Source organism: Exiguobacterium sp. s36 (assembly GCF_018618345.1).
Classification (GTDB): domain Bacteria; phylum Bacillota; class Bacilli; order Exiguobacteriales; family Exiguobacteriaceae; genus Exiguobacterium; species Exiguobacterium chiriqhucha.
This window is the reverse complement of the sequence record NZ_JACSLW010000002.1, coordinates 426,455-451,494: the sequence shown is the minus strand read 5'-3', so window position 1 is coordinate 451,494 and position 25,040 is coordinate 426,455. Positions and strand designations below refer to the sequence as shown.

The 25,040-nt window shown below is 50.5% G+C and carries 22 protein-coding genes and 1 other annotated feature; of the genes, 16 read left to right on the top strand and 6 right to left on the bottom strand.

Annotated features, from left to right (window positions below; all coding sequences use genetic code 11):
* Positions 1–43 precede the first annotated feature (43 nt).
* The 5 genes from mtnN to KNP95_RS07770 all read left to right on the top strand — a co-directional run bounded on the left by mtnN (position 44) and on the right by KNP95_RS07770 (position 6,473).
* The gene (gene mtnN, locus KNP95_RS07790) at positions 44–748 is read left to right on the top strand and encodes a 5'-methylthioadenosine/S-adenosylhomocysteine nucleosidase (RefSeq protein ID WP_214836412.1); all 705 of its coding nucleotides are present in this window, start codon (positions 44–46) and stop codon (positions 746–748) included.
* Between the two features lie 75 nt (positions 749–823).
* Entirely contained in the window at positions 824–1,783 is a 960-nt protein-coding gene (locus tag KNP95_RS07785) for a beta-ketoacyl-ACP synthase III (protein ID WP_214836409.1), read from the top strand.
* Positions 1,780–3,012: a beta-ketoacyl-ACP synthase II gene (gene fabF, locus KNP95_RS07780; protein WP_214836406.1), complete on the top strand. Its 1,233-nt coding sequence runs from the start codon at positions 1,780–1,782 to the stop codon at positions 3,010–3,012. The genes KNP95_RS07785 and fabF overlap by 4 nt, the downstream gene beginning before the upstream one ends.
* Before the next feature lie 66 nt (positions 3,013–3,078).
* On the top strand, positions 3,079–4,611 hold the full coding sequence (locus KNP95_RS07775) for a peptide ABC transporter substrate-binding protein (protein ID WP_214836403.1): 1,533 nt from the start codon (positions 3,079–3,081) through the stop codon (positions 4,609–4,611).
* 203 nt (positions 4,612–4,814) lie between these two features.
* Positions 4,815–6,473 carry a peptide ABC transporter substrate-binding protein gene (locus KNP95_RS07770; protein WP_214803128.1) on the top strand — a complete coding sequence of 553 codons (1,659 nt, stop codon included), beginning with the start codon at positions 4,815–4,817 and terminating at the stop codon, positions 6,471–6,473.
* 116 nt (positions 6,474–6,589) lie between these two features.
* Here KNP95_RS07770 and trpS read toward each other — a convergent pair whose 3' ends face one another.
* Both trpS and KNP95_RS07760 read right to left on the bottom strand, forming a co-directional pair.
* On the bottom strand, positions 6,590–7,591 hold the full coding sequence (gene trpS / locus KNP95_RS07765; protein WP_214836400.1) for a tryptophan--tRNA ligase: 1,002 nt from the start codon (positions 7,589–7,591) through the stop codon (positions 6,590–6,592).
* Between the two features lie 48 nt (positions 7,592–7,639).
* Positions 7,640–7,847 (bottom strand) — a binding site (T-box leader).
* 46 nt (positions 7,848–7,893) lie between these two features.
* Complete coding sequence (locus KNP95_RS07760) at positions 7,894–8,262, bottom strand: DUF3899 domain-containing protein (RefSeq protein ID WP_021066943.1); 369 nt, start codon at positions 8,260–8,262, stop codon at positions 7,894–7,896.
* Between the two features lie 272 nt (positions 8,263–8,534).
* Here KNP95_RS07760 and KNP95_RS07755 point away from each other — a divergent pair, with 272 nt between their 5' ends.
* From KNP95_RS07755 to KNP95_RS07735, 5 genes are all read left to right on the top strand, one after another.
* Positions 8,535–10,151: a peptide ABC transporter substrate-binding protein gene (locus tag KNP95_RS07755; RefSeq protein ID WP_058764496.1), complete on the top strand. Its 1,617-nt coding sequence runs from the start codon at positions 8,535–8,537 to the stop codon at positions 10,149–10,151.
* A gap of 302 nt (positions 10,152–10,453) precedes the next feature.
* The gene (gene opp3b / locus KNP95_RS07750) at positions 10,454–11,380 is read left to right on the top strand and encodes an oligopeptide ABC transporter permease (RefSeq protein WP_021066945.1); all 927 of its coding nucleotides are present in this window, start codon (positions 10,454–10,456) and stop codon (positions 11,378–11,380) included.
* Positions 11,380–12,405 (top strand): oligopeptide ABC transporter permease, encoded by a 1,026-nt coding sequence (gene opp3C / locus KNP95_RS07745; RefSeq protein WP_021066946.1) that lies wholly within the window; start codon positions 11,380–11,382, stop codon positions 12,403–12,405. The genes opp3b and opp3C overlap by 1 nt, the downstream gene beginning before the upstream one ends.
* Before the next feature lie 24 nt (positions 12,406–12,429).
* A complete protein-coding gene (locus KNP95_RS07740; RefSeq protein ID WP_021066947.1) occupies positions 12,430–13,503 on the top strand; it encodes an ABC transporter ATP-binding protein in 1,074 nt (357 codons plus the stop codon).
* Positions 13,503–14,453, top strand: coding sequence for an ABC transporter ATP-binding protein (locus KNP95_RS07735; RefSeq protein ID WP_021066948.1), 951 nt, complete (start codon positions 13,503–13,505; stop codon positions 14,451–14,453). The genes KNP95_RS07740 and KNP95_RS07735 overlap by 1 nt, the downstream gene beginning before the upstream one ends.
* 71 nt (positions 14,454–14,524) lie before the next feature.
* On the opposite strand, the gene KNP95_RS07730 is transcribed toward KNP95_RS07735, so the two are convergent.
* Positions 14,525–15,058, bottom strand: a complete 534-nt coding sequence (locus KNP95_RS07730) for an HD domain-containing protein (protein ID WP_021066949.1) — start codon at positions 15,056–15,058, stop codon at positions 14,525–14,527.
* A gap of 537 nt (positions 15,059–15,595) precedes the next feature.
* Here KNP95_RS07730 and spxA point away from each other — a divergent pair.
* The 3 genes from spxA to KNP95_RS07715 all read left to right on the top strand — a co-directional run bounded on the left by spxA (position 15,596) and on the right by KNP95_RS07715 (position 18,127).
* Entirely contained in the window at positions 15,596–15,994 is a 399-nt protein-coding gene (gene spxA, locus KNP95_RS07725) for a transcriptional regulator SpxA (RefSeq protein WP_015881217.1), read from the top strand.
* Positions 15,995–16,174: 180 nt separating this feature from the next.
* Positions 16,175–16,828 (top strand): adaptor protein MecA, encoded by a 654-nt coding sequence (gene mecA, locus KNP95_RS07720; protein WP_021066951.1) that lies wholly within the window; start codon positions 16,175–16,177, stop codon positions 16,826–16,828.
* A gap of 66 nt (positions 16,829–16,894) precedes the next feature.
* Complete coding sequence (locus KNP95_RS07715; protein ID WP_058763270.1) at positions 16,895–18,127, top strand: DUF2254 domain-containing protein; 1,233 nt, start codon at positions 16,895–16,897, stop codon at positions 18,125–18,127.
* A gap of 37 nt (positions 18,128–18,164) precedes the next feature.
* On the opposite strand, the gene KNP95_RS07710 is transcribed toward KNP95_RS07715, so the two are convergent.
* Entirely contained in the window at positions 18,165–18,887 is a 723-nt protein-coding gene (locus KNP95_RS07710) for an SDR family NAD(P)-dependent oxidoreductase (RefSeq protein ID WP_214827096.1), read from the bottom strand.
* Positions 18,888–18,968: 81 nt separating this feature from the next.
* On the opposite strand from KNP95_RS07710, the gene cls reads away from it, so the two are divergent.
* From cls to pepF, 3 genes are read left to right on the top strand one after another with little or no spacing between them, the layout of a single operon-like run.
* Positions 18,969–20,480, top strand: a complete 1,512-nt coding sequence (cls, locus tag KNP95_RS07705) for a cardiolipin synthase (RefSeq protein ID WP_029595781.1) — start codon at positions 18,969–18,971, stop codon at positions 20,478–20,480.
* A gap of 12 nt (positions 20,481–20,492) precedes the next feature.
* Entirely contained in the window at positions 20,493–21,554 is a 1,062-nt protein-coding gene (locus tag KNP95_RS07700; RefSeq protein ID WP_214836397.1) for a competence protein CoiA, read from the top strand.
* 17 nt (positions 21,555–21,571) lie between these two features.
* Entirely contained in the window at positions 21,572–23,374 is a 1,803-nt protein-coding gene (gene pepF, locus KNP95_RS07695; protein WP_131471117.1) for an oligoendopeptidase F, read from the top strand.
* 221 nt (positions 23,375–23,595) lie between these two features.
* Here the strand turns inward: pepF and KNP95_RS07690 are convergent, their stop codons facing one another.
* On the bottom strand, positions 23,596–24,132 hold the full coding sequence (locus KNP95_RS07690) for a DsbA family protein (protein ID WP_236355671.1): 537 nt from the start codon (positions 24,130–24,132) through the stop codon (positions 23,596–23,598).
* Positions 24,133–24,454: 322 nt separating this feature from the next.
* Positions 24,455–25,036 carry a CYTH domain-containing protein gene (locus tag KNP95_RS07685; RefSeq protein ID WP_214836394.1) on the bottom strand — a complete coding sequence of 194 codons (582 nt, stop codon included), beginning with the start codon at positions 25,034–25,036 and terminating at the stop codon, positions 24,455–24,457.
* Positions 25,037–25,040 lie beyond the last annotated feature (4 nt).

Here is a 25,040-nt window from a genome sequence, read left to right as displayed (position 1 = left end):
ACTTCCACATGGATGTCGCTCTCTTTCTGAGGAGGCACTTATCATGAAAATTGGAATCATTGGAGCAATGGAAGAAGAAGTGAACTTGCTCCGCAACGAATTGACAGAACGGACGGACACTGAAATCGCCAACTATCACTTCTATGAAGGGTACCTCGGCAACGTCGAAGTCGTCATTTTGAAGTCGGGAATCGGGAAAGTGAACGCGGCCATCGGCACGACACTATTAATCGACAAGTTCAACCCGGATGTCGTCATTAATACGGGTTCAGCTGGCGGCTTTAAAAAAGGGATGAAAGTCGGCGATGTCGTCGTCTCGACCGAAGTCCGGCACCATGACGTCGACGTGACTGCGTTCGGCTACGAGTACGGACAAGTGCCAGGTATGCCGGCAGCGTACACAGCTGACGCTCATTTAATGGATGTCTGTAAAGAAGTGATTGAGAGCCTCCATGATGTGAACGTCCATACGGGCCTCATCGTGACAGGTGACTCGTTCATCAACGACTCGAAGCGTGTCGCCGACATCCTTGGCCATTTCGAAGGCGTCGCGGCCGTCGAGATGGAAGCCGCACCGATCGCACAGACGTGCTATCAGTTCGGAATTCCGTTCGTCGTGACCCGTTCAATCTCGGACAGCGCCGACGAGGAAGCGAACTTGTCGTTCGACGAATTTTTGGAGACGGCATCGATCAACTCGGCGAAAATGGTCATGGCCGTCACGAAACGACTCGGTCAAAGTGAATAATCGAGAGGGATGCGTTGACATCCCTTTTTTATTCCCTTATATTAGTACCAGATACTAAGAATAGGGGTCATCAATATGAACATTGGAATCATTGGGATCGGTTCGTTCCTTCCGGATAACCGGATCACGAACATCGATTTGGAAAAACGAATGGATACGAGCGACGAATGGATTCGAACCCGCACCGGGATCGAGGCACGACATTTGGCCGACGCCGACTTGAGTGTCGCCGATATGGCCACATACGCTGCAGAGCGGGCGCTCCAAAGCGCAGGTGTCTCGATTGAAGACATCGATGCGATTATTTGCGCGACGGCGACGGCGCCATCGTTCCCGGCGACTGCTTGTCTCGTCCAGGCCAACCTTGGAGCCAAGCAAGCGGTCGCTTTCGACGTCAGTGCCGCCTGTAGCGGCTTCATCTTCGCGATGGATACGGCGAAGAGCATGATGCAGGCGAAAGGGTTGAAACGGACGCTCGTCATCGGAGCCGAGAAGATGGGCAACCTCATCGACTGGGACGATCGCTCGACCGCCGTCTTGTTCGGTGACGGGGCAGGTGCCGTCGTCCTCGGTGAAGACGAAGTGGCCGCCATCGATTCCATCGTGCTCGGCAGTGACGGTACAGGCGGAAAGTTCTTATATGAGAATGAAGAAGGTAAAATCGTCATGAACGGACGTGAAGTATTCAAATTCGCCGTTCGTAAAATGCCGGATATCGTACTAGAGGCACTAGAAGGAGCTGGGAAGTCAATTGAGGACCTGGACGTGCTCGTGCCACACCAAGCCAATCGTCGCATCATCGACGCTGCGATTGAACGGTTAGGGCTTCAAGAAGAAAAAGTCGTCGTCACGATTCAAGACCATGCGAACACGTCAGCCGCTTCGATTCCGCTCGCTTTGGCCGAAGCGGTCAAACACGGTAAGATTTCAAACGGTCAGACGGTCGTCGTCGCCGGATTCGGCGCTGGGCTCACTTGGGGAGCGAGTTGTCTAACATGGAATAACGCTAACATCACGGAGGAGATCAACGCATGAAACGAGTAGTTATCACAGGATTAGGAGTCGTATCCCCACTCGGGAACGACGTTACGGCAATGTGGGAACGACTGTTGAACGGGGAAAATGCAGTCGATACGTTAACGAAGATTGATATTAGCCAATATCCGGCGAAAGTCGGAGCTGAAGTCAAAGAATGGAACATCGACCACTTGGTCGAGCCGAAAGAAGCGCGCAAGATGGATTCGTTCATCCAATACTCGATTTTAGCCGCTGAAGCTGCGCATCGGGATAGCGGTCTAGATGTGAAGGCGATCGCGGATGAAGTCGGGATTTGGATTGGAAGCGGAATCGGTGGTGTCGAGACGATTGACAAACAAGCGAGCATCTTGCATGAGCGTGGACCACGCCGCATCAGCCCGTTCTTCATCCCGATGATGATTCCGAACATGGCGAGCGGTCAAGTCTCGATTTACCTCGGGGCGAAAGGACCAAGCAACTGTTCGGTCACGGCTTGTGCCTCTGGGACGAACTCGATCGGTGAAGCATTCAAAGTCATTCAACGCGGCGATGCGCTCGCCATGTTCGCGGGTGGGGCCGAGGCGCCAATCACACCGCTCTCGTTCTCAGGATTCTGTGCCAACAAGGCGCTATCGACGAATCCGGATCCGAACACGGCATGTCGCCCGTTCGATGCGAACCGTGACGGATTCATCATGGGTGAAGGCGCTGGCGTGCTCGTTCTCGAGGAATACGAGCATGCGAAAGCGCGTGGAGCCAAAATGTATGCGGAAGTCGTCGGGTACGGCATGAGTTCGGACGCCTACCACATCACGGCACCGTCACCGGAAGCGGAAGGCGGATCGAAAGCGATGAACGAGGCACTTCGGGACGCGGGAATTCGTCCGGAAGACGTGCAATACATCAACGCTCACGGGACGAGCACACCGCTCAACGATATGTTGGAGACGAAAGCCATCCACAACGTCTTCGGGGAGCACGCGCACAACTTGGCCGTCAACTCATCGAAATCGATGATCGGGCACTTGCTCGGTGCCGCCGGCGGAGTCGAGGCCGTCATCACGGCGCTATCGATTCATGAGGGACGGATTCATCCGACCATCAACTGTGAGACACCGGCAGACGATTGCGATTTAGATTATGTCCGTGACGGAAATCGGGAACTTGATATCCAGTACGCACTCAGCAACTCACTTGGCTTCGGAGGCCATAACGCGACGCTCGCGTTCGCGAAAGTAAACGACTAATAGTAGAAAAAAGTGGCAAAAACGGGTAGGGTATAAGGGTTGAGCTAACAGAGAGGAGAATGCCAGATGAAACGATTTTTCATCGGTGCCGCCTTGTTGGGTTCAGTCCTTATCCTTTTTTTCGTTATATGGTATGGACAACGAGAGCAGGCACGAGAATTAGTATCACCTGAAGAACAAATCGTGACGATTCATGGGGAACCGTTACCGGAGCAACCGAATACGCTGCTCGCCATCGACCCGAGTTCACAAACCGTGTTATCGCATATTTATGAAGGGTTGTATCGCTTCGGTGCGGACGGGGAGATCGAACCTGGACTCGTCGAGACGATGACTCGATCAGAAGACGGGGCGACATACACGTTCAAATTGAAAGAAAGTCAAACCGTGAACGGGAATGCGGTCACGGCCGAAACGTTCGTCAATCATTTCCGGATGCTCGCCGATGATGATACGAATTCTCCGTTCAGTTTCCTCCTTGAGGACGTATTGAACGGAAAAGCGATCAGCCTCGGGACGAAAGAACCAGAGACGCTCGGCGTGAAGGCAATCGACGAGCAAACACTTGAACTGACGCTCGAACGACCGATGGAAGGGTTCGAGCAGATTTTAGCGATGCCGGCCTTTTTGCCGCAGACGATGGTGGGGGAATGGCAAGAGCTTGATGCGAACGGCCCATTTCAGATTGAGTCGTTAGATGCGGCTCAAGTCACATTGACGAAAAACGAGGCGTATTATGACGCCGATCGTGTCACGCTTGAAAAGATTATGATGTTGGCGGATGAAGGCCTGGATTCAGAACCTAATGGTATCCATCCGATTCCATACGGCACGGACGAGGCGACAATCGACTCGCTCGAAGGGAAGCTCGTCGACGTCTCGCGAAGTGGCGTCTTCTATTTGAAACCGAATGTTGACGAGTATCCGTTCGATGATGCCGATTTCCGGCGCTCGCTCGCCCTCGCCTTGAATCGGGAAACAGTGGAAGATTCGCTCGCACGGGCTGAAGTGACGACCGAACGATTGCTCGTCACCGACGAAGCGGAACTCGACATTTCGCTCGATGGGGAAGCAACCGCACTGTTCGAGGAAGTGCTCGAGCGGCTCGAGGAAGACGAGATTGAAATCGAGTTGCTCAGTTTTGTCGATGAGGAAGCGCGTCAAATCGCCCAGACGATTGAAACGGAACTGGAAAAACTTCCGGGTCTTCAAGTGAATGTCGTCGAACTCCCACTTGGGGACAAAGTTAGGAAAGAAGTCGCAGGCGAGTACGCGTTGTCCCTTTCCGGTTGGCAACCGGACTACCCGGCATTCAGCGCCTATTTGACTCAATTCGAGTCAGATAACTATTTGAATTCGAGCGGATTTGCCGATAAACCGTTCGATCGGTTGATGGAACAGGCACGTACGACCGAGGCGGTTACAGACAGGAACGAGACGTATCGACAAGCCGAGAAACGATTGTTGGAACAAGCTATCGTTATTCCAATCTACCAAGCTGGAAGATCTTACACGGTTGATTCCAAATATGCGGAAATCGGTTTTCCGGTCATCGGTCCTTCGTACGTCCTAACATTTTCTAAAGTTTATGAAAAATGAGCTAAAAGCCCGTCTCCCTAGGCGGGCTTTTAGCCTATAGTAAAAATTTTTTAGAAAAATCAAAATAAACACTTTGCAAAATTATCAGAATATTGTATTATTGCTTCAACGGGATTGTGGTAACAAATTTTGTAAAGTGAACTATCAGAATTTTCTACCATCGTTCATTTCGTTAAAACGAAAAAAATCAGGGGGTCATCGCAATGAATAAGAAAAAAGGTTTTGCTTTAGCAACGTCGGTAACACTTCTATCTAGCGCATTCCTAGCGGCATGTTCGACAGGGGAAGAAGAGGGAGCAACAACTGACAATAACGCATCAGAAAATGCTGATGAAGCGCAAGTCCTCAACTTGCTCGATAGCTCAGACATCCCTTCACTTAACCCAACGCTTGCAACAGACGCAGTTTCATTCAACGTCTTGAACAACGTTAACGAAGGTCTCTATCGTATGGACGACGAAGATAACCCAACACCAGGGATCGCGGAGTCACACGAAGTTTCTGAAGACGGTAAAACGTACACGTTCAAAATCCGTGAAGGCGCAACTTGGTCTAACGGCGAGCCTGTAACTGCAAACGACTTCGAATACGCTTGGAAAGAAGTCCTTAACCCGGACAACGCTTCACAATATGCTTACGTTATGTCAATCATCGAAGGTGCTGAAGCCTATAACACAGGCAAAGGCGAGCGCGACGCTGTTGGCGTCACAGCTACTGATGAGCAGACACTTGAAGTTAAATTGACTGCACCAGCTGAGTACTTCCTCGGTCTCACAAGCTTCGGCGTATTCATGCCTAAACTTGAGTCGTTCGACAAAGAGCAAGGCGAGAACTTCGGTACATCTGCAGAGACAACTCTCTACAACGGACCGTTCAAACTCGAAAGCTGGGAGCGCGAGCAAGGCTGGAAAATGGTCAAAAACGACGACTACTGGGATGCTGAAGCCGTCAAACTTGACGAAATCAACGTTAAAGTCGTTAAAGAAGTTTCAACAGGCGTTAACTTGTACGAAAACGGCGACGTTGACCGCACTGGTTTGACTTCTGAACTCGTTGCTCAATACCAAGACAACGAAGACTTCTCTACTGTCGTTGAGCCAACACTCTTCTACCTCCAGTTCAACACTGCGGTTGAAGCACTCGACAACCAAAACATCCGTAACGCGATTGACGCGGCATACGATAAAGCAGCGATCTCTGAAACGCTCCTTGCGAACGGTTCAATTCCTGCCAACTATCTCGTACCAAAAGACTTCGTAACTGGACCAGACGGCGCGGACTTCCGTGAAGCTAACGGCGACATCGGCGGCTACGACGTGGACAAAGCGAAAGAACTTTGGGAAAAAGGACTTGAAGAAATCGGTCAAGACTCTGTCGAAATCGAGCTCCTCAACTACGACTCGGAATCTGCGAAGCAAATCGGTGAGTTCATCAAAGGTGAACTTGAGAAGAACCTTCCAGGTATCACACTTACAATCAAGCAACAACCGTTCAACAACAAACTTGACCTTGAGAACAAAGGTGATTTCGAGTTGACATTCGCTGGATGGGGCCCTGACTACCAGGATCCAATGACATTCGTTGACCTCTTCGTCACTGACGGACCATACAACCGTGGTAAGTGGTCGAACGAAGAATTTGACAAACTCATCGAATCTGCGAAATCAAGCACAGATGCTGAACAGCGTTGGGCTGACCTTCAAGCTGCAGAGAAAATCGTTCTTGAAGAGAACGCAATCTCGCCAGTTTACCAACGTGGATCGGCTCGCCTCACGAAGCCATACGTTAAAGGAATCGTTGAACACGCATTCGGCGCTGACTACTCGTACAAGTGGGCATTCATCGAAGGCAAAGAGCAATAAGAAACAACATGCATACAAAAAGAGACAGGGACGCCTGTCTCTTTTTTGTGCCTTCAGATGAAGTTAATATACCGTACAAAAAAAGCCGCCCCTTGCATGCAAAGGGCGGCTAAACGTTATTTCTTCACTTTGGCCCGTTTCCGGTTGAGTCCCATCGCTTTCTCGATTTTGGCGAGGTTCTTGTTGGCGACGGCTTCCGCTTTCTCACGGCCCGCATCGAGGATGGCATCGAGCTCAGCTGAGTCGACGAGTTCGTGATAGCGATTCTGGATTGGCTCAAGCATGGCGACGACCGCTTCGGCGACGTCTTGCTTGAACGTTCCATAATTCGAATCCTTGTAGCGCTCGACGAGAACATCGATTGGGGTATCGGTCGAGAGCGAGTAAATCTCAAGCAAGTTCGAGATGCCCGGTTTGTTCTCACGGTCGAAGCTGATGACACCGCTCGAGTCCGTGACCGCGCTCTTGATTTTCTTACGGATGACGTTCGGCTCATCGAGCATCGAGATGAAGCCCTTCGCGTTCGCGTCTGATTTCGACATCTTTTTGACTGGGTTCGTCAAACTCATGATGCGCGCGCCTTCTTTTTGAATGAGCGGCTCAGGAATCGTGAACGTCTCATAGTATCGTTTGTTGAAGCGTTCGGCCAAATCACGCGTCAGTTCGACGTGTTGTTTTTGGTCATCGCCGACCGGGACGAGTTCCGTGCCGTACAAGAGGATATCGGCTGCCATCAAGGTCGGATAGACGAATAGGCCAGCGCCGATATTCTCACTGTTCTGTGATTTGTCTTTATACTGCGTCATGCGGCTCAGTTCACCCATGCCGGCGATGCATGTCAACATCCATCCGAGTTGGGCGTGCGCCTTCACTTCCGATTGGACGAAAATCGTCGATTTCTCAGGGTCGAGACCGCAAGCGAGATAGAGTGCCGCAAGTTTGCGCGTGTTGTCCATCAACTCGACGCGGTCCAATTGAACCGTGATTGAATGGAGATCGACGACACAGTAAAACGCTTCGTGTTCTTCCTGCAGCTCGACGAACTGTTTCATCGCGCCTAAGTAGTTGCCGAGCGTGACGACGCCGGTCGGTTTAATGCCAGAAAAGATTTTTGCCATGATTGCACCTCCAGAGAATATAAAAAAACCGCGGTTCCCCGCCCGATAAATCGGGACGAATAACCGCGGTGCCACCCAAATTTGCATGAAACTCATGCCACTTGATCGCGTTAACGGGCGTGACCGTCTCGCCGTACTATCGTTCAGGCGAGCCACTCCGAAGTCCATTCGCTCGACGCTTTCCATCTACTCGCAGCAACGTAGACTCTCTGGGGGAAAGGGGATTCGAGGTACTTGTCTTCTTCATTGTGTTTCCTATTGTTCTAGGCATAGTGTAGCATATCGACAGTGAAATCGGAAGGTCAAACGAGGGTGATCACGTAAGAAAGAACGACGCTCGTGACACCGACATAGACCCAACGCCACGCCGAACGTTTTTGATTGGCTCGATCTTCTGGTGAGGCTTCTTCGTCTTCTTCGTAGTCAGGGTCGATTTCTTTCAACTTGGCCCGACGATTGCGTTTGAACCCGTACATGAACCCGTCAAATAATCCGGTGGCACCCATATGAGAGAACATCCCGACCGCGAAGACGAGTATACCGGCCACGAACAAGCCGCCACTCAAATGGAACCCGATCGTCTCGTCTTGGTAGTATGACAAGTTCGACCAAACGGTGTAGGCAATTGTGACAATTCCCCAAACGATTAATATACTTCTAAAATTTTTCAATGTGACAAACTCCTTTCAGCGTGGATGCGCTCCATCGAGTCATCCGCCCTATGGCTCTATGATACCTGTTGTGCCACATATATGGCGAGAAGTTCGTGTTAAAAATGACAGCGGTTTATTGGGGAGTTGACAGTTTGATTAAAAATTTTTTACAATAGCCCTAACGTTCTTTCGTCGGATACAAAATGAAATATTCAGAAAATTAAAGAAAAAGTAAGATGTTACGGTCCGACGAAACGCCATGCTTCACGATTCAGAAAGGGGACATCGCAATGAAGAAAAAATCGATTCTGCTCATGATGACACTCATCTTGGCACTCGGTTCAGTGCTCGCCGCTTGCTCGACTGGCGGAGACTCTGACGGCGGTTCGTCTTCGAACGGAGAAAAGATTCTCCGCTTGACGGACACGTCTGACATTACAACAGCTGACCCGGCGCTCGCGACGGACGCTGTGGCGTTCAACTTGATCGCCAACACGATGGAAGGTCTCTATCGTCTTGACCAGGAAGGAAATGCCGTTCCAGCCATCGCTGAAGGAGAACCAGAAGTGAGTGAAGACGAAACGGTCTACACGTTCACACTTCGTGACGCGGAATGGTCAAACGGAGAACCTGTCACAGCGAACGACTTCGTCTACGCTTGGCAACGCGCCGTGGATCCTGAAACAGGTTCACAATACGCGTACATCATGAACACAGTTAAAAATGCCGAAGCCATCAACACGGGTAAACTTCCTAAAGAAGATCTCGGTGTGAAGGCAATCGATGAGAAGACACTTGAAGTTACACTCGAGCGTCCAGACCCATCATTCATCTCGCTCACATCGTTCGGTACGTTCACACCGATTAACGAAGCTTTTGCGACTGAAAAAGGCGAAGACTTCTCGACGACTCCAGAAAACCACATCTATAACGGTCCATTCACATGGTCGGAGTGGGATCGCGAGCAAGGATACGTGTTGACGAAAAACGAATCGTACTGGGATGCTGAGAATGTAGCTCTAGAGAAAGTCGACGTTCGCGTCGTCAAAGACACATCGACAGTCGTTAACTTGTATGAAGCAGGAGAAGTCGACTACGCCGGCCTCTCATCTGAACAAGTTGCAGCGTTCCAAGAGAACGACGACTACAGTACAGGTCTTCGTTCAACAGTCGGTTACTTCAAGTTCAACCATGAAGATGAACTCTTTGCTGACGTCAACGCCCGTAAAGCAGTCGCTCGTGCGGTCGACCCAGCCGGGATTATCGATCAGTTGTTGAACAACGGTTCAATCGCCACGACTTCGTTCGTCCCGAAAGAATTCATCAAGTATGAAGACGGAACGGATTATGCAGAAGGCGTAACACACTTTGAGACGAACGCTGACGAAGCGGCATCACTTTGGGAAGAAGCGACTGGCGGCGAAGCTGTCACGATTGAACTTCTCTCATTCGATAGCGAAGTAGCAAAACAAATCTCAGAGTACATGAAAGGCCAACTCGAATCGAACTTGCCGAACGTGACCGTGAACATCTCACAACAACCGTTCAACAACAAGCTCGAACTCGAAGCGAACGGAGAGTATCAGATGTCATTCGCCCTTTGGGGACCTGACTATCAAGATCCACTCACGAACCTTGGTATTTTCACATCTGACAACGGTCAAAACGACATCAACTACAAGTCGGCAGCATACGATAAGTTGATTGATGAAGCATCAGCTGAAACAGCAATCGATGCGCGTTATGACAAGTTTAAAGAAGCAGAAACGCTCTTGATTGAACAAGACCAAGCCATCATGCCGCTTTACCAAGCGGGTGTCGCTTACTTGCTCCGTCCGAACGTCGAAAACTTCAACCGTCAACTATTCGGTGCTGACTACCAGTACAAATACGTCGATATCAACTAAATGAGAAGGGGGCATGCACCACGCATGTCCCCCCTTTTCTAAAAAAAAATCAGAAATTAGAGAAAAAACTATTCAAAAGTTTTGTTGGTAAAGTATAATGTAGTAACAGTGAAAATTCAGAATACTTTACAAACTAAGGATTCTTCGATTTTCATGTGCTGTGCTAAGAGCCTTGAGATGACGTTTGACCTATTCTTTCAGAAAATTCCTTTCATTTTGTGAATTCATGAAAAGGGAAATATGTCATAGTGACGCTGTTGGTGCAAGCATAGACACATTAGAAAAACAGGGGGTATTTATTTATGGGACGTTATATTCTTCAGCGGCTGACTTACGGCCTCATCACGTTCTTCTTGATTGCGACGTTCACGTTTTTCCTGATGGACCTGCTTCCAGGTTCGCCGTATCAAAACCAGGAGAAATTGACAGAGACACAAATTCAACTCTTGAACGACCGCTACGGACTCAATGATCCGCTTCCAGTTCGTTATGCGACCTACTTAGGAAACCTTGTGCAAGGGGACCTCGGTGTATCGTTCCGTACGGCCAACCGGCCAGTGACGGATTTGATCATGGAACGAATCGGTCCTTCAGCTCAACTAGGTATTCAAGCACTTGTGCTTGGGACGTTTGTTGGATTGTTGCTCGGGATCGTGGCAGCCATTCGTCATAATACGTTCATCGACTATGGTTCGATGTTCATCTCGGTAATCGGGATTTCTGTCCCATCATTCGTCTTTGCAGCACTTCTCCAGTACTACGTTGGAGTTAAGTTGCAGTTGCTCCCTGTTGCGTTTTGGGATTCCCCGGCGCATACGATTTTACCGACCATCTCGCTCTCACTCGGGGTCACGGCGTCCATCGCTCGTTTCGTCCGGACCGAGATGTTAGAAGTTACCGGACAAGATTACGTCACCCTCGCGAAAGCGAAAGGGTTGACCGGGAATGCGATCGTCTGGAAACACATGGTGCGTAACGCGATGATTCCAGCAATTACAATCCTCGGACCAATGACGGCCGGTCTATTGACAGGTACGTTCGTCATCGAAAAAATCTTTGCGGTACCTGGTTTAGGTGAATTGTTCGTCACATCTATTACGTTGAATGATTACTCGGTCATCATGGGCACGACGCTCTTCTTCTCTGGCCTGTTCATTATTATCATTCTACTTGTCGATTTGCTCTACGGAGTCGTTGACCCACGTATTCGTCTTGGGGGGAATAACTGATGATTGAAAACAAAAAGAATTTCGAGCAGTTCGACCAAGACATGTTCCAACGTGTCGAGATGAACGAACAGCTCGCTGAACGAATCGCTGGTAAAAGTCTAAACTTCTGGCAAGATGCTTGGATGCGCCTAAAGAAAAACAAAGCGGCCATCTTGTCGTTATCGATTATCGTCATTCTTGTCTTACTCGCTCTATTCGGCCCGATGTTGTCTGGTCGTGACGCTTATACGCAAAACATCTCGCAAGCGAAACTTCCACCTAAAGTCACAGGACTTGAGTGGGCAGGGTTAGACGGGATGGCTAACCTCGGTGGCCGTGAAATCGACTTCTATGAACAAAAGAACGTCGAAGAGAACTACTGGTTCGGTACGGACTACCTCGGCCGTGATCTTTGGTCACGTGTTTGGGAAGGTACACGTATCTCACTCTTCATCGGTTTAATGGCCGCAATCGTCGATACGGTTATCGGTGTCGCCTATGGTGGTATCTCGGCTTACTTCGGAGGCCGTACGGATAACATCATGCAACGGATTGTTGAGATTTTGACTGGTGTCCCAAACTTGATTTTGATTATCTTGTTCATCTTGATCTTTGACCCAGGTGTCTTCACCATCATCTTGGCGATGGCCATCACCGGCTGGATCGGGATGAGTCGACTCGTCCGCGGTCAGATTTTGAAATTGAAGAACCAAGAGTTCGTCTTGGCTGCCCGTACACTCGGCGCTTCAAGTACTCGTTTGATTTTCAAACACTTGATTCCGAACACGCTCGGCGCCATCATCATCACACTTATGTTCACGATTCCATCTGCCATCTTCTTCGAGGCATTCCTTAGTTTCATCGGGATCGGACTTCAACCGCCACAAGCATCACTTGGTACGTTGATTAACGACGGATACAAAGAGCTACGGACGTTCCCGTACTTGCTCGTGATCCCGTCAATCATCATCGTCTTGCTCATGGTCAGCTTCAACTTGCTCGCCGATGGCTTGCGTGATGCGTTCGACCCGAAAATGCGTAAATAATTATAGAAACAGGGGGACTCGTGCATGGAAACGATTTTATCTGTCCGAGACTTAGCGGTCTCGTTCCATACGTATGCTGGAACAGTACAAGCCGTTCGCAACGTATCGTTTGATTTGAAAAAAGGCGAGACGCTCGCCATCGTTGGTGAATCGGGTTCTGGTAAATCCGTCACATCGAAAGCGATTATGCGTCTCATTCCGAACCCGCCAGGTGAAATCACGAATGGAGAAATCTTGTTCGAAGGTAAAGACTTGGCGAAGTTGTCGGAAAAAGAAATGCTTAAAATTCGTGGACGCGATATCGCAATGATCTTCCAAGATCCGATGACATCGCTCAACCCGACGATGACGATCTACAAACAGATCGCCGAAGGATTGAAGCAACACCAAGGACTCACGGGTGAGGATGCGAAGAAGCGTACGCTTGAATTGCTCACACTCGTTGGGATTCCAAACCCTGAGGCACGCCTCAAGCAATACCCGCACCAACTTTCAGGTGGGATGCGTCAGCGGATCGTTATTGCGATCGCGCTCGCATGTAACCCAAAAGTATTGATCGCCGATGAGCCGACGACGGCCCTCGACGTAACAATTCAAGCTCAGATTTTAGAGTTATTGAAAGACATCCAGCAAAAGACGGGCACAGCGATCATTTTTATCACGCACGACCTCGGTGTCGTTGCGAACATGGCAGACCGCGTTGCTGTTATGTACGCTGGTAAAATCGTCGAGAAGGGAACGGTCGATGAGATCTTCTATGAGCCGCGTCACCCATATGCATGGGGACTACTCGGATCGATGCCGCGTCCATCCGATGACCCGAACGAGGCGCTTCCGGCCATCCCGGGTACGCCGCCGAACTTACTCAACCCACCGAAAGGCGATGCCTTCGCACCACGTAACCCGTATGCGATGAAAATCGACTTTGAAAAAGAACCACCGATGTTCCAAATTAGCGACACACACTATGCGGCGAGCTGGCTATTGCACCCACAAGCCCCACAAGTGAGCCCGCCGAAAGCAATCCGTGATCTTGCGCTCAAGTATCGTCCGGACAGCGCGTTCGCGAAATCGATTTTGAAAGGTGGTGCTGAATAATGGAACGCGAGAAATTACTCGAAGTAAAAGACCTGAAGCAGCACTTTAAAATCGGCCGAGGCCGCGTCGTCAAAGCGGTCGACGGCATCTCGTTCGATATTTATAAAGGTGAAGTGCTCGGACTCGTAGGGGAGTCTGGATGTGGGAAATCGACGACAGGTCGTACCATCATCGGACTTTACGATGCGACTGACGGGGATGTCATCTTCAAAGGTGAGAACGTTCACGGCAAGAAGAGCACCGCTGAAAAATTGAAGTTCAACCGAGCGATGCAAATGATTTTCCAAGATCCATACGCATCCCTCAACCCGCGTATGACCGTCGCTGATATCATCGCCGAAGGCATCGATATCCACGGTCTTGCCAAGACGAAAGAAGACCGGATGAACCGCGTCTATGACCTTCTCGAGACAGTCGGTCTTACGAAAGAGCACGCGAGCCGTTACCCGCACGAATTCTCGGGCGGTCAGCGTCAGCGGATCGGGATTGCCCGCGCTCTCGCAGTCGAACCGGACTTCATCATCGCTGATGAGCCGATTTCGGCTCTCGACGTATCGATTCAAGCCCAGGTCGTCAACTTGATGAAAGAATTGCAACGCGACCGTGACCTCACGTACTTGTTCATCGCCCACGACTTGTCGATGGTCAAGTATATCTCGGACCGGATCGGTGTTATGTATCAAGGTCACCTCGTCGAGCTCGCTCCTGCAGCGCGCCTGTATGAGAACCCACTCCACGCTTATACGAAGTCACTTCTCTCAGCAATCCCACTTCCGGATCCTGAGCATGAGCGGACACGTAAACGCATTGTGTATGAGTCGAAGTCGCTCGGTGCCGTCGGACGTTCGGATGAGGATTCAAGTATCCCGCCACTCCGCGAAGTCGAGCCAGGCCACTTCGTCTCAATGACAGACGAAGAGTACGAAGCTTACAAAGTACAACTCGTATAATAGGAAAGTCCCGAATCCAGATGGATTCGGGACTTTTTTCGTACAAAAAAACACCGTCCATGATGACGGTGTCAGGCGTTTGAGATGCGTGGCAAATTCGAGAGCCGGTCGACAACCGCGTCAATCAAGCGGACGCGGGCCAGGGCGTCTTCGATATCCATCGTCTCATAGTGGTGCAATCCACCAGGCTGTTCGACGTACGTGTCCGCATCGTGAACGAGCTGTTGGAGTGGCGTCCGTTGAATCCGGTTGGGCGGCAAATAGGAGTCGGTGTGAAGCAATATCATGACCGAGATCTCTTTCGCGCGGGCCGGGTCTTCGCCGAGACGAATCAACAGCTTATGGGCACGTTCGGCGCCTTTAATGGCATGGATATCGTTTTGACGATACAAATCATAATTCCATTTTCCTTCGGTGTACCATTCATAATGACCGATGTCATGGAGCAGGGCGGCTTTCGTCGCTAAATCCGTATCGAGGCCTCGTCGCGTCGCCAATTCGAGAGCGCGTTCACACACATCGACGGCGTGTTTCAAGCCAGAACGGGTCAAGTATTTCTGAGTGACCGGGTGTTGCATAATCGTCTCTAACGTAATTCTCATCATCGCTCTCCTCCTTGGTGATTTCAAAGGTTATTTCTATTAACTATACGGGAATGAGATAGGAAAAGCAAATTTGGAACGTGTGAAATGATGAAAAAATTGGAGATTGTTCAACTATTTTCATAAGAATGTGCTATAATTTAAATGTAGATTAGTGCAAGTTCAAGATTTTCAGATTCAGTAACGGTCGGTCCGGTCCTTTTGGCGTTGGGGGTGAGAGACCATGAAAGAACGTAATAAAGTTTTGCAACAGAAAAAGAAACTTCTAAAAGAAGTCCTCAAGAAGAAATTGAAAGACTTGCGAGTGAAGCCAGGCAAAGAGACGGTATCACAACCGGTTTCTCGAATGCCGGCGTCCTAGAACGGTCGATCAAGGGTCGCATTCTCGAGAATGCGTCCTCTTTTCTTACCCGAGTGAGAAAAGTTATCATTGAAGTTTCAATTGATAAGAATTATTATAATTAAGTGAACGATTTTTTGGGTATACAAATAGAGTCACTTGAAAAAGATGAACGAACATTTGATCAGGGAGGAACGAAAATGGTCACACTTTACACGTCTCCGAGCTGCACATCGTGCCGAAAAGCACGGGCTTGGCTTGAAGAGCATGATATCCCATTTACGGAACGAAATATATTTTCAGAACCACTCTCACTTAATGAGATCAAACAAATCCTACGTATGACAGAGGACGGGACGGATGAAATCATCTCGACCCGGTCTAAAGTTTTCTCTAAAATCGACGTATCGGTCGATGCGCTCTCGCTTCAACAACTATACGATTTGATTCAAGAGTATCCTGGATTGCTTCGCCGTCCAATCTTGATTGATGAAAAACGTCTTCAAGTCGGGTATAACGAAGATGAGATTCGTCGATTCTTGCCGCGCAAGGTCCGGACGTTCCAACTTCAAGAAGCGCAACGACTCGTCAACGAGTGAGGAAGCATACTGTCTAAGCAGTGTGCTTTTTATTATTCCGTTTTTCCGATAAAATAATAGTAACAACCCCATCATCAATAGATTGACACGTTAAAAAAAGGGTACTATGATAACAAGACAATTTCCCCTCTCCTCCTTAATTGTTGAAGTAGGAGTGAGGTGAGAAGGGAGTGGACAATCGTGAAAATTGAGCGCATCAATGACAATACCGTCAAATTTTTCATTACGTATGTCGATATCGAAAAACGCGGTTTCGCTCGTGATGAAATCTGGTATAACCGAGAACGTGGTGAGCAGCTGTTCTGGCAGATGATGGACGAAGCGCACGAACGAGAAGATATCTCGTTTGATGGTCCACTATGGATACAAGTACAAGCTTTTGAAAAAGGACTCGAAGTGACCGTGACGATCGCGAAAAACGTGATTGGCGCCGAAGACGATTCTGAGCTCGGATCACTCCTACGCTCGGCAATCGATGAGGCACGCGATCAACAATCGGTGCTCGACCAGTTGAGTGAACTCGATGAAGAAACCGAGCAGGAGGCGTGGGCTCCGCTCGCTATGGAAACGGATGACTTTGAGGCAATCATCTCGCTCAGCAAACGGGCGGGAGAGACGTTAAGCAACGTCGACCTCAAACTGTTCCACTACGATCAGAAGTATTACTTGTGGATCGATTTCCCGGAAGAGATGGAACCAGAGGAAGAAGAGAACGTATTGAGTCTCTTGGCCGAGTATTTGACGTTCAGCACGCAGACGTTAGCGATGCTCGAAGAATACGGTAAGCTTATCCTCGATGGGGATGTCTTCGCTAAAGTCCGTCACTATTTCTAAACCCCAATCGCCTGTTCATATGGACAGGCGATTTTTTTCTAACTAATACATAAACGAGGTGTCGTGATGTTCAAGCGTTTGCAGTTGATGTTGGCCGATAGTGCCTGGTTTGTCCCGTTTTTATATGGGGTCGGGGGGATTGCCTTGACGTTCCTGACCCAATACTTCGGAAACTTCTTTCGGGAACTGTTGCCCGAAATCGTCTATTTAGATAAGGATTCGGCAGCAACCGTGCTGTCCTCGTCCTTTACGAGTCTGATGACGATGATGACGTTTAGTTTCTCAACGATTCTCGTCGTCTTGACGACGTACTCGTCACAGTTCTCACCACGAACAATCAATAACTTTTTGACGAACTCGGCATCGAAACATACGCTCGGCTTGTTCATCATGACGACGGTGTACGGGATCACGAACTTATTTTTAATTCGGACGTCGGATGAGGATGTCGTACTCGCCTCGGGCGTCAGCGTGTTGCTCGTCGTCAGTTCCATCTGGGCGTTCGTCAAGTTCATACAAACGATAAGCGTCTCAATTCAAGCCGAACGTCTCTTGTCAGCCCTGCATCGCGAGGCGTTGTCCGTCATCGAGACGCAACAGCAAGCGGTGGAGGACGGAAAGATGCACATCGTTCCCGAACGTTCGGTCCACACGTTCGAGGGCCAGGCCATCTATGCGCCGCGCACCGGCTATATCCAATTGTTCGCAAGCGAGAAACAAGAAAGCCATGATGTCGATTTCGAGTCGGTCGTGGCCGTCGGGGATTTCGTGGCGAAAGGAGACTTGCTCGGCTATTGGCTCGGAGAAGAAGCGCTCGATGTCGACGTGTTCCAAATTGGGGAGATTCGCTCCTCGATTCAAGACCCGGCCTTCGTCATCGAGAAATTGAGTGAAATCGCGTTGAAAGGCATCTCGCCCGGGATTAACGATCCGAATACTGCGATTCACGCCATTCATTACATCGGCGACATTTTGCGAGAACTGAGCCGATTACCTGAAGGGGATTTCTTATTTTCCAATGACAAGAGCGAATGGCACGCCAAACGTAAACCGATGGAGGCGACGTTGTTCGAGGCGCTCACCCCAATCAAGACTTATGCGAGCCATGACATCTTTGTGATGGCATCCGTGTTCGAGGCGATCCGAATCGCCCGACTGGAAGCACATGCCACACACGAAGAGACGTTCGAGGGGTTCATCGACTATTTCGAGGAGTCGCTCGATTTTGAAGAGTTGCATCCGAGAGAACGCGCGTTTCTGACGAATCAGATGATGCGTGCCCGAAAAGTACAGACGTAAAAGGGAGGGGTCACTCGAGACCCCTCCCTTTTGGTACTTATGAGAGTGTATAACCACCGTCCACCGTGATGGCTTGACCGTTAATATAGCTTGACGCTTCGCTCAATAGGAACGTGACGACCGGTGCGACTTCCTCCGGTTTGGCGGCATGTCCCCGGAAATGATGGGTCATCGCCTCTTGGAATTTGGCCTCACCGCCATACAGTTTATGACTGAGTGGCGTATCGACCGGACCGAAACAGACCGCATTGAAACGTATTTTGCCTTTCATCCGATGGGCGAACGTCTTCGTCAAGGCGATGACGGCCGCTTTCGAGGCGGCGTATGGACCGAGCATCGGCGGAAATTTGACGTGGCCGACGATTGCAGCGTTATTGACGACGCTCCCTCCCGTCGCCAACAGCGGGATGGCGCGTTGGATAAGCCTGTTCACAGCCAACACGTTCAGTTCGAATACGTCGTCAAACGCGGTCGCCGGCAACCGCTCCGGTGTCCCGGGACGACCGAACGTCGCGGCGTTGTTGAATAATCCGTTGAGGACGACCTTGTCCTCGCTCAAGCGGTCCATCAATGCTTCAACTTGCTCGGATTCGGCTAAATCACATGTAAGGAAAGTGATGCGTGGTGAGGCGTCTTCGAGTGCGGCACCTCGTGTCTCGTCGCGGCCGATGCCGATGACGTCATGTCCGTCCTCAGCCAAACGAAGGGCGACGGCCCGTCCAATCCCGCTCGTCGCTCCTGTAACCAAAAATGTGCCCATATTTTGTTCGCTCCCCTCAAAAGATGGTGTTAAGTTGTATAATTATGATAATACAAGACAGAAACGAGGTCAGTTTATAATATGTTGCGACGCATACAAGTACTTTTATCCCTGATTTTGCTCGCAGGTCTCATTGCCGTATTATCGTATTACTGGAGCTCGCAAGTGATCGGGTTGTTCTCGGTGCTCGTCTTTTTGACGACGTTCAGCATCCTGCTCGTCATCCTGCTCGAGAATCGAAATCCGCAGCGGACGCTCATTTGGGCCATCGTCATGCTCGGCTTCCCGGTCGTCGGGCTGTTCGCCTATTTTGTGTTCGGACAGAACTATCGCCGGAAGCGCATGTTCAAAGAGAAGGCCATGTTGGACGAAGAGACGTACCTCGCTTATCGACAGAAGGCGATGACGTTGTCGCCGTCGCTCATGTTCTCCCATGACGATTATGAGAAGTTGCTCCATTTGACGTCGTCTCTGAATCAATTACCCGTTTCGTCAAACACGTATACGCAAGTGCTGACGAACGGACAACAGAAGTTCTCGAAGTTGTTGCCCGCTTTGAAAGGGGCGACCCGCCACATCCATCTCGAATATTATATTTTCCGGGAAGATCGTATTTCTCGGGAAATTCAACGGATTTTGATTCAGAAGGCGAAGGCCGGGGTCGAGGTGCGCTTTCTATATGACGCGGTCGGCTCGATTCATACGAGCGGGACGTTCTTTGACGAGATGCGCCAAGCAGGCGTCCATGTCAAAGCGTTCTTCCCGGTCGTCCTGCCGCTCGTTTCGAGTAAGACGAACTATCGGAACCATCGGAAAATCGTCGTCATCGATGGAACAGAGGCGTTCACAGGCGGGTTGAATGTCGGAGATGAATATTTGGGCGAGCATTCGAAGTTCGGTTTTTGGCGTGACACGCATCTATACGTCAGAGGGGAAGGGGTGTCGGAACTCCAGCTCATCTTCTTGCAGGACTGGTACTACATGACGGGTGAGCGTCTATTCACGCCGTTCTATCTCGAGCCGCTAGAGACGGTGCGAAGTGCGAGCGGCGGCGTACAGATTGTGGCGAGCGGACCGGATGAGCCGTACGAGACGATGAAATCGATTTATTTCGCGCTGATCAATGCGGCGAAGAAGTCGGTATACATCTCGTCCCCGTACTTGATTCCAGACGAGGACATCATGAGCGCGCTCAAGACCGCTTCGTTATCAGGCATCGATGTCCGTATCGTGCTTCCGAGCTATCCGGACCATAAAATCGTCTTTTATGCGAGCCGCTCATATTTTGAGGAGCTACTCAGCGCCGGGGTCAAGATTTACTTGTATGAGGAAGGGTTCATGCACTCGAAAGTCATCGTCGTCGACGATGGGTTGGCGACAATCGGAACGGCGAATATGGACTTCAGAAGTTTCCACCTCAATTTCGAGGTGAACGCGCTCTTGTATAACACGAACTCCGTCCATCAGCTCAAACAAGATTTGTATAAAGACTTTGAAGGGTCACACGAGTTGGAGATTCGGGCGTTCTCGGAACGATCCTACTTCATCAAACTCGTCGAATCATTGGCCCGAATGTTTTCACCACTATTATGAGGGGGAAGCGGAATGCGATTTGCCATCGGTCGAACTGGAGGGTATGTGGATGCCCTTACGCTCAGTCGGGGGCGGATTGAGCCGTTTGCCCCTTTTTCGTGCCCAGAATGCGGGGAACGGGTCATCGTCAGGCAAGGTGTGAAACGGCGTCTCCATTTCGCCCACGTCAATCCTTGCGGATGCGGCGAGTCGACCGGACACCATGAAGACAAATGGGGAGTGCGGCAATGGCTTCAAGGGCAAGGGTATGAAGTCGAGCAAGAAGTCGTCATCGGCGCACGTCGTGCCGATTTAGTGGCAGTACGCGACGATACTCGGCTCGTCGTCGAAATCCAGGCGTCCACGCTCTCAATCGAGTCTTACGTCGACCGGACGAGACATTATCGCGACAATGGACTTGACGTCGTCTGGCTGGCGAGCGGGCTGCAGCCCGGGGGTGTGACAACGTTCAAACCGTGGATGCGGGCCGAACTGGCGCGACGACATAGCCTGGTCGTCCCGACCGGACAGGCGTTATACCGCTTCGTCGGCTTTCCGGTCTCCATCCGAGCGGGCGTCGGGCAATGGCAGGTCGCGACCTCGTTCGATGCCTCGTCGTTCGCGGCATATTATGGCTTCGATGCCCATCGTTGGACCCAAGTCATTCGGCGGAGGCGGATGACGCCACCTTATCCGACGCCACAGTATCGCCGCCTCATCTTGAACCGACTGTATCCGCTCGGGATGTTGCCCTCGTTGTTACCGAGCTACTGTTATTTGCCGTTGCCGTCACTGTGGGGGGTTCATGTCCATCCGTTCATGTTCCAGACGGTGCTCTACTTGAATCGACGGGATTGCCCCGGAGACTCCATCAATTGGAGCATCGAGAAGACGTGCCGCCAGTTCGACGTGACCCCGACAAGCGACTTTCTGCAAGCGTTTGAAGTACAATGGAGACAGCTGTTGAACGTATTCGACGTGACGGAGGCGGTGCGCGATTGGCACGTGCCTAAGACGTTAGACACGGCGTTGCTTCACGATTTTCGATACTTTCAAGGGTTTCAGCGATTCATGGCGAAATCGTATACAAACTAAGAAAAGGAAGTGGACATATGTCAGAAGTACTTACACGACAACAAGTACCCGTCGAGGAGACGTGGAACTTAGAGACGATTTATGCAGACGATCAAGCTTGGGAACAAGATTTTGAGGCGCTAAAAGCAAGCGTACCGGCCTTGGTCGAGTTCAAAGGGAAACTCGGAGAATCAGCGGCTTCTTTATTCGCAGGTCTGCAACTGCGCGACGACATTTCGCGTCAATTGCATAAGCTGTATACATACGCCCATATGCGCTACGACGAGGATACGTCGAACAGCCATTATCAGGCACTGAACGACCGTGCCGGTTCTCTCGCCGCCCAAATCTCGGCTCAGCTCGCGTTCATGACGCCAGAGCTGCTCGCCATCGACGAAAGCCAAATCGAGGCGTTCATGAGTGAGCACGAGTCACTCAACGTCTATCGCCACGCGTTCGACGAGTTGGCACAAGAACGTCCACACGTGTTGACGGAAGCGGAAGAGGCGATTCTCGCCCAAGCCGGTGACGTCCTCGGGCAGTCGAGCTCGACGTTCGGCATGCTCAACAACGCCGACTTGAAATTCCCGAAAGTGAAGAACGAGAAAGGCGAAGACGTCGAATTGACGCATGGCCGCTATATCACGTTCCTCGAATCAAGTGACCGCAGCGTCCGCGAAGGCGCATTCAAGGCGATGTACGGGACGTACGAGCAATATTTGAACACGTTCGCCTCGACGTTGTCAGGTAGCGTGAAAAAAGACAACTTCTATGCGACGGTCCGCAAGTTCGAGAGCGCCCGCCAAGCGGCGCTTCACCATAATGCCATCCCAGAATCCGTATACGACGGGCTCGTGGAGGCGGTGAACGAACGTCTCGACTTGTTGCACCGTTATGTCGCGCTCCGGAAGCGGGCACTTGGTGTGGACGAGTTGCATATGTACGACTTGTATACGCCGCTCGTCAAAGACGTGGACATGAAAATTCCGTATGCCGAAGCGAAAGACTTGATGGTCGAGGGGCTCGCGCCGCTCGGAGACGAGTACGTCCAAATCGTCAAAGACGGACTTGCTTCACGTTGGGTCGACGTTCGTGAGACACGTGGCAAGCGGAGTGGCGCCTATTCATCAGGCGCGTACGACACGCAACCGTTCATCTTGATGAACTGGCAGGACAACGTCAACAACTTGTTCACGCTCGCCCATGAGTTCGGCCATTCGGTCCATAGCCATTATACGCGGGCGACGCAGCCGTATCCGTACGGGGACTACTCGATTTTCGTGGCTGAAGTGGCTTCGACGACGAACGAGGCGCTCTTGAACGATTATTTGTTGAAGACGCGCACGGACCGCCAGGAGCGTCTCTATCTGTTGAACAATCAGCTCGAAACGTTCCGGGGCACACTGTTCCGTCAGACGATGTTCGCCGAGTTCGAGCACATGATTCATAAAGCGGCCCAAGAAGGCGTCTCGCTCACACCTGAGTATTTGAATGAGACGTATCTCGAGCTCAACAAGCGATACTTCGGAGACGAACTCGTTATCGATGGTGAGATTGCGTTTGAATGGGCCCGTATCCCGCACTTCTATTACAATTACTACGTCTATCAGTACGCGACAGGGATCTCAGCATCGGCCGCGTTGTCGCAACAGATCATGGAAGAAGGCGAACCAGCTGTCCGTCGTTACATCGACAAGTTCTTGAAGGCCGGTTCGAGCGACTATCCGATTGAAGTATTGAAGGCGGCCGGCGTCGATATGACGACGAAAGCGCCGGTGCTCGCAGCACTCGATCAGTTCGAGGCCGTCCTCGACGAAATGGAGACGTTATTATTTCAATAAGAAGTATGGCGTGAACATTATGTGACAATATGAACAAAGTGCTTGTCACGGTGCGCCCGTCTCGGTATATTATAAGTGTGAAATCAATCACAAACCCCTTTATTGACCGTAAACTTTCTCCCAACCTGTGATCTGTATAGATACTCGGGTCGTGATGTTTTCCGTCCCCGCGGAGAACATCGCAAAAAACCCACGGCTCCCCGGCCGTGGGTTTTGTTGTGTCATTTATTCGTCGCCCAAGCTTGTCCGCTGCAACCTGGGACAGGTCGGCACCGTTGCTGGAGTGACAGTTTTTTCAGTTCTCTCTCGATGACCGGCTTCTCGAGCTCCAAGATGAAGGCGAGCTCGGTGATGGTCGAGGCATCGTAGCGCCCCAATACTTTCTCGACGTTCCACTCGGACTCCCGGGTTGGGACGTAACCGAGCAGTTCGGCCATGACGGCCTGATAGACGTCGTACGGGTACAATCCTTCGATTTTGAGTGCTTCGTCACGCGTGACGAACGTCAAAGCAGGAAGTGACTCAATTTCCCAATCTTTTAAGATCTCATGGTCAACAGCTAGAGCGCTGAGCAGTTGATTGGATTGGATATCGGCCGCCAACTCCTCGATGTCGAGCCCGTAATCGACGAACGAGCGGGCAATTTCCCACAAGTCGCTGTCGCTAGAGCCATCCTTCAAAAAGATATCGTTTATATGCAGATGGCGTAAGAAGCGCATCGCATGACGTTTCCCTTGTAACTCCATAGCCTTAATCATCGTGAGAAGGCGAACCTCTTCTTGACATCCGCCAACACAACTAGGAACCGTCGAAACCATACGGAAACGAATCAAATGCCCGTATTCAAGTTCGAGCTTTTTAATGAGCGTCATCACATGAAGTCCATCTGGATCAGAAATGTCCATGAAATAGAATAACTCTAATGGTTTATAGGTTGCTTGGATAGGAGATTCTTCCAGTGAACAGGATGACTCATTACATTGTTCTAGTTCCATTGTGTCGCCTCCTCTCGTAAACAAAAATCAAATATATCGTATGCTCATTGTAGCAACGAAAAAAAAAGGTTGGCAACGTATCTGCTCAACCTTGATTTCGACGCACCTTTTCTTCCATGAATCGAACGATTTTATTTTTAGCGGGACGAAGGGGAATGCCATGCTCGCGAAGGAGCTGTTCGAACGCGATTTTCCCTTTCGCCTCGTCGGTCACTTCAAATTCTATTTCATAGTCGTGAATCTCCAAATAATGACTTTCATCAAGGACGAGCAGGCCGTCCGGCGTCGCGATTTCGGCCCGTTTCGTCTCGAGACGGCCGAGGTGTTCGAGCGGTCCAGACAAGTCGAACGGGGCGAGCGCGGCCGTCATTTGATCATCGTGGATGATGCCGTATTTGAACAAGTTCTCGGCTTCCTCTTCGTTGATGGCGGCGTGCGTCTCGAGCAAACCGACTTCATGCGGCTGCTTCAGTGTCAGCACTTGGCCGTTCTTTTTCTCACGGATGCGAAGGGCGGCACCATGGTTCTTCAGTTCGAACGTCGGCGTGTCAAAGTAGTCGTTGGCTTGCCATTTCACTTCGTCTGTCAAATCGTAGGCGGCGAGCAACATTTCGTACTCGTCTTTTGTCAACATCGATTTAAATTCAATTTCCACTTCTTGGGTCATAAAT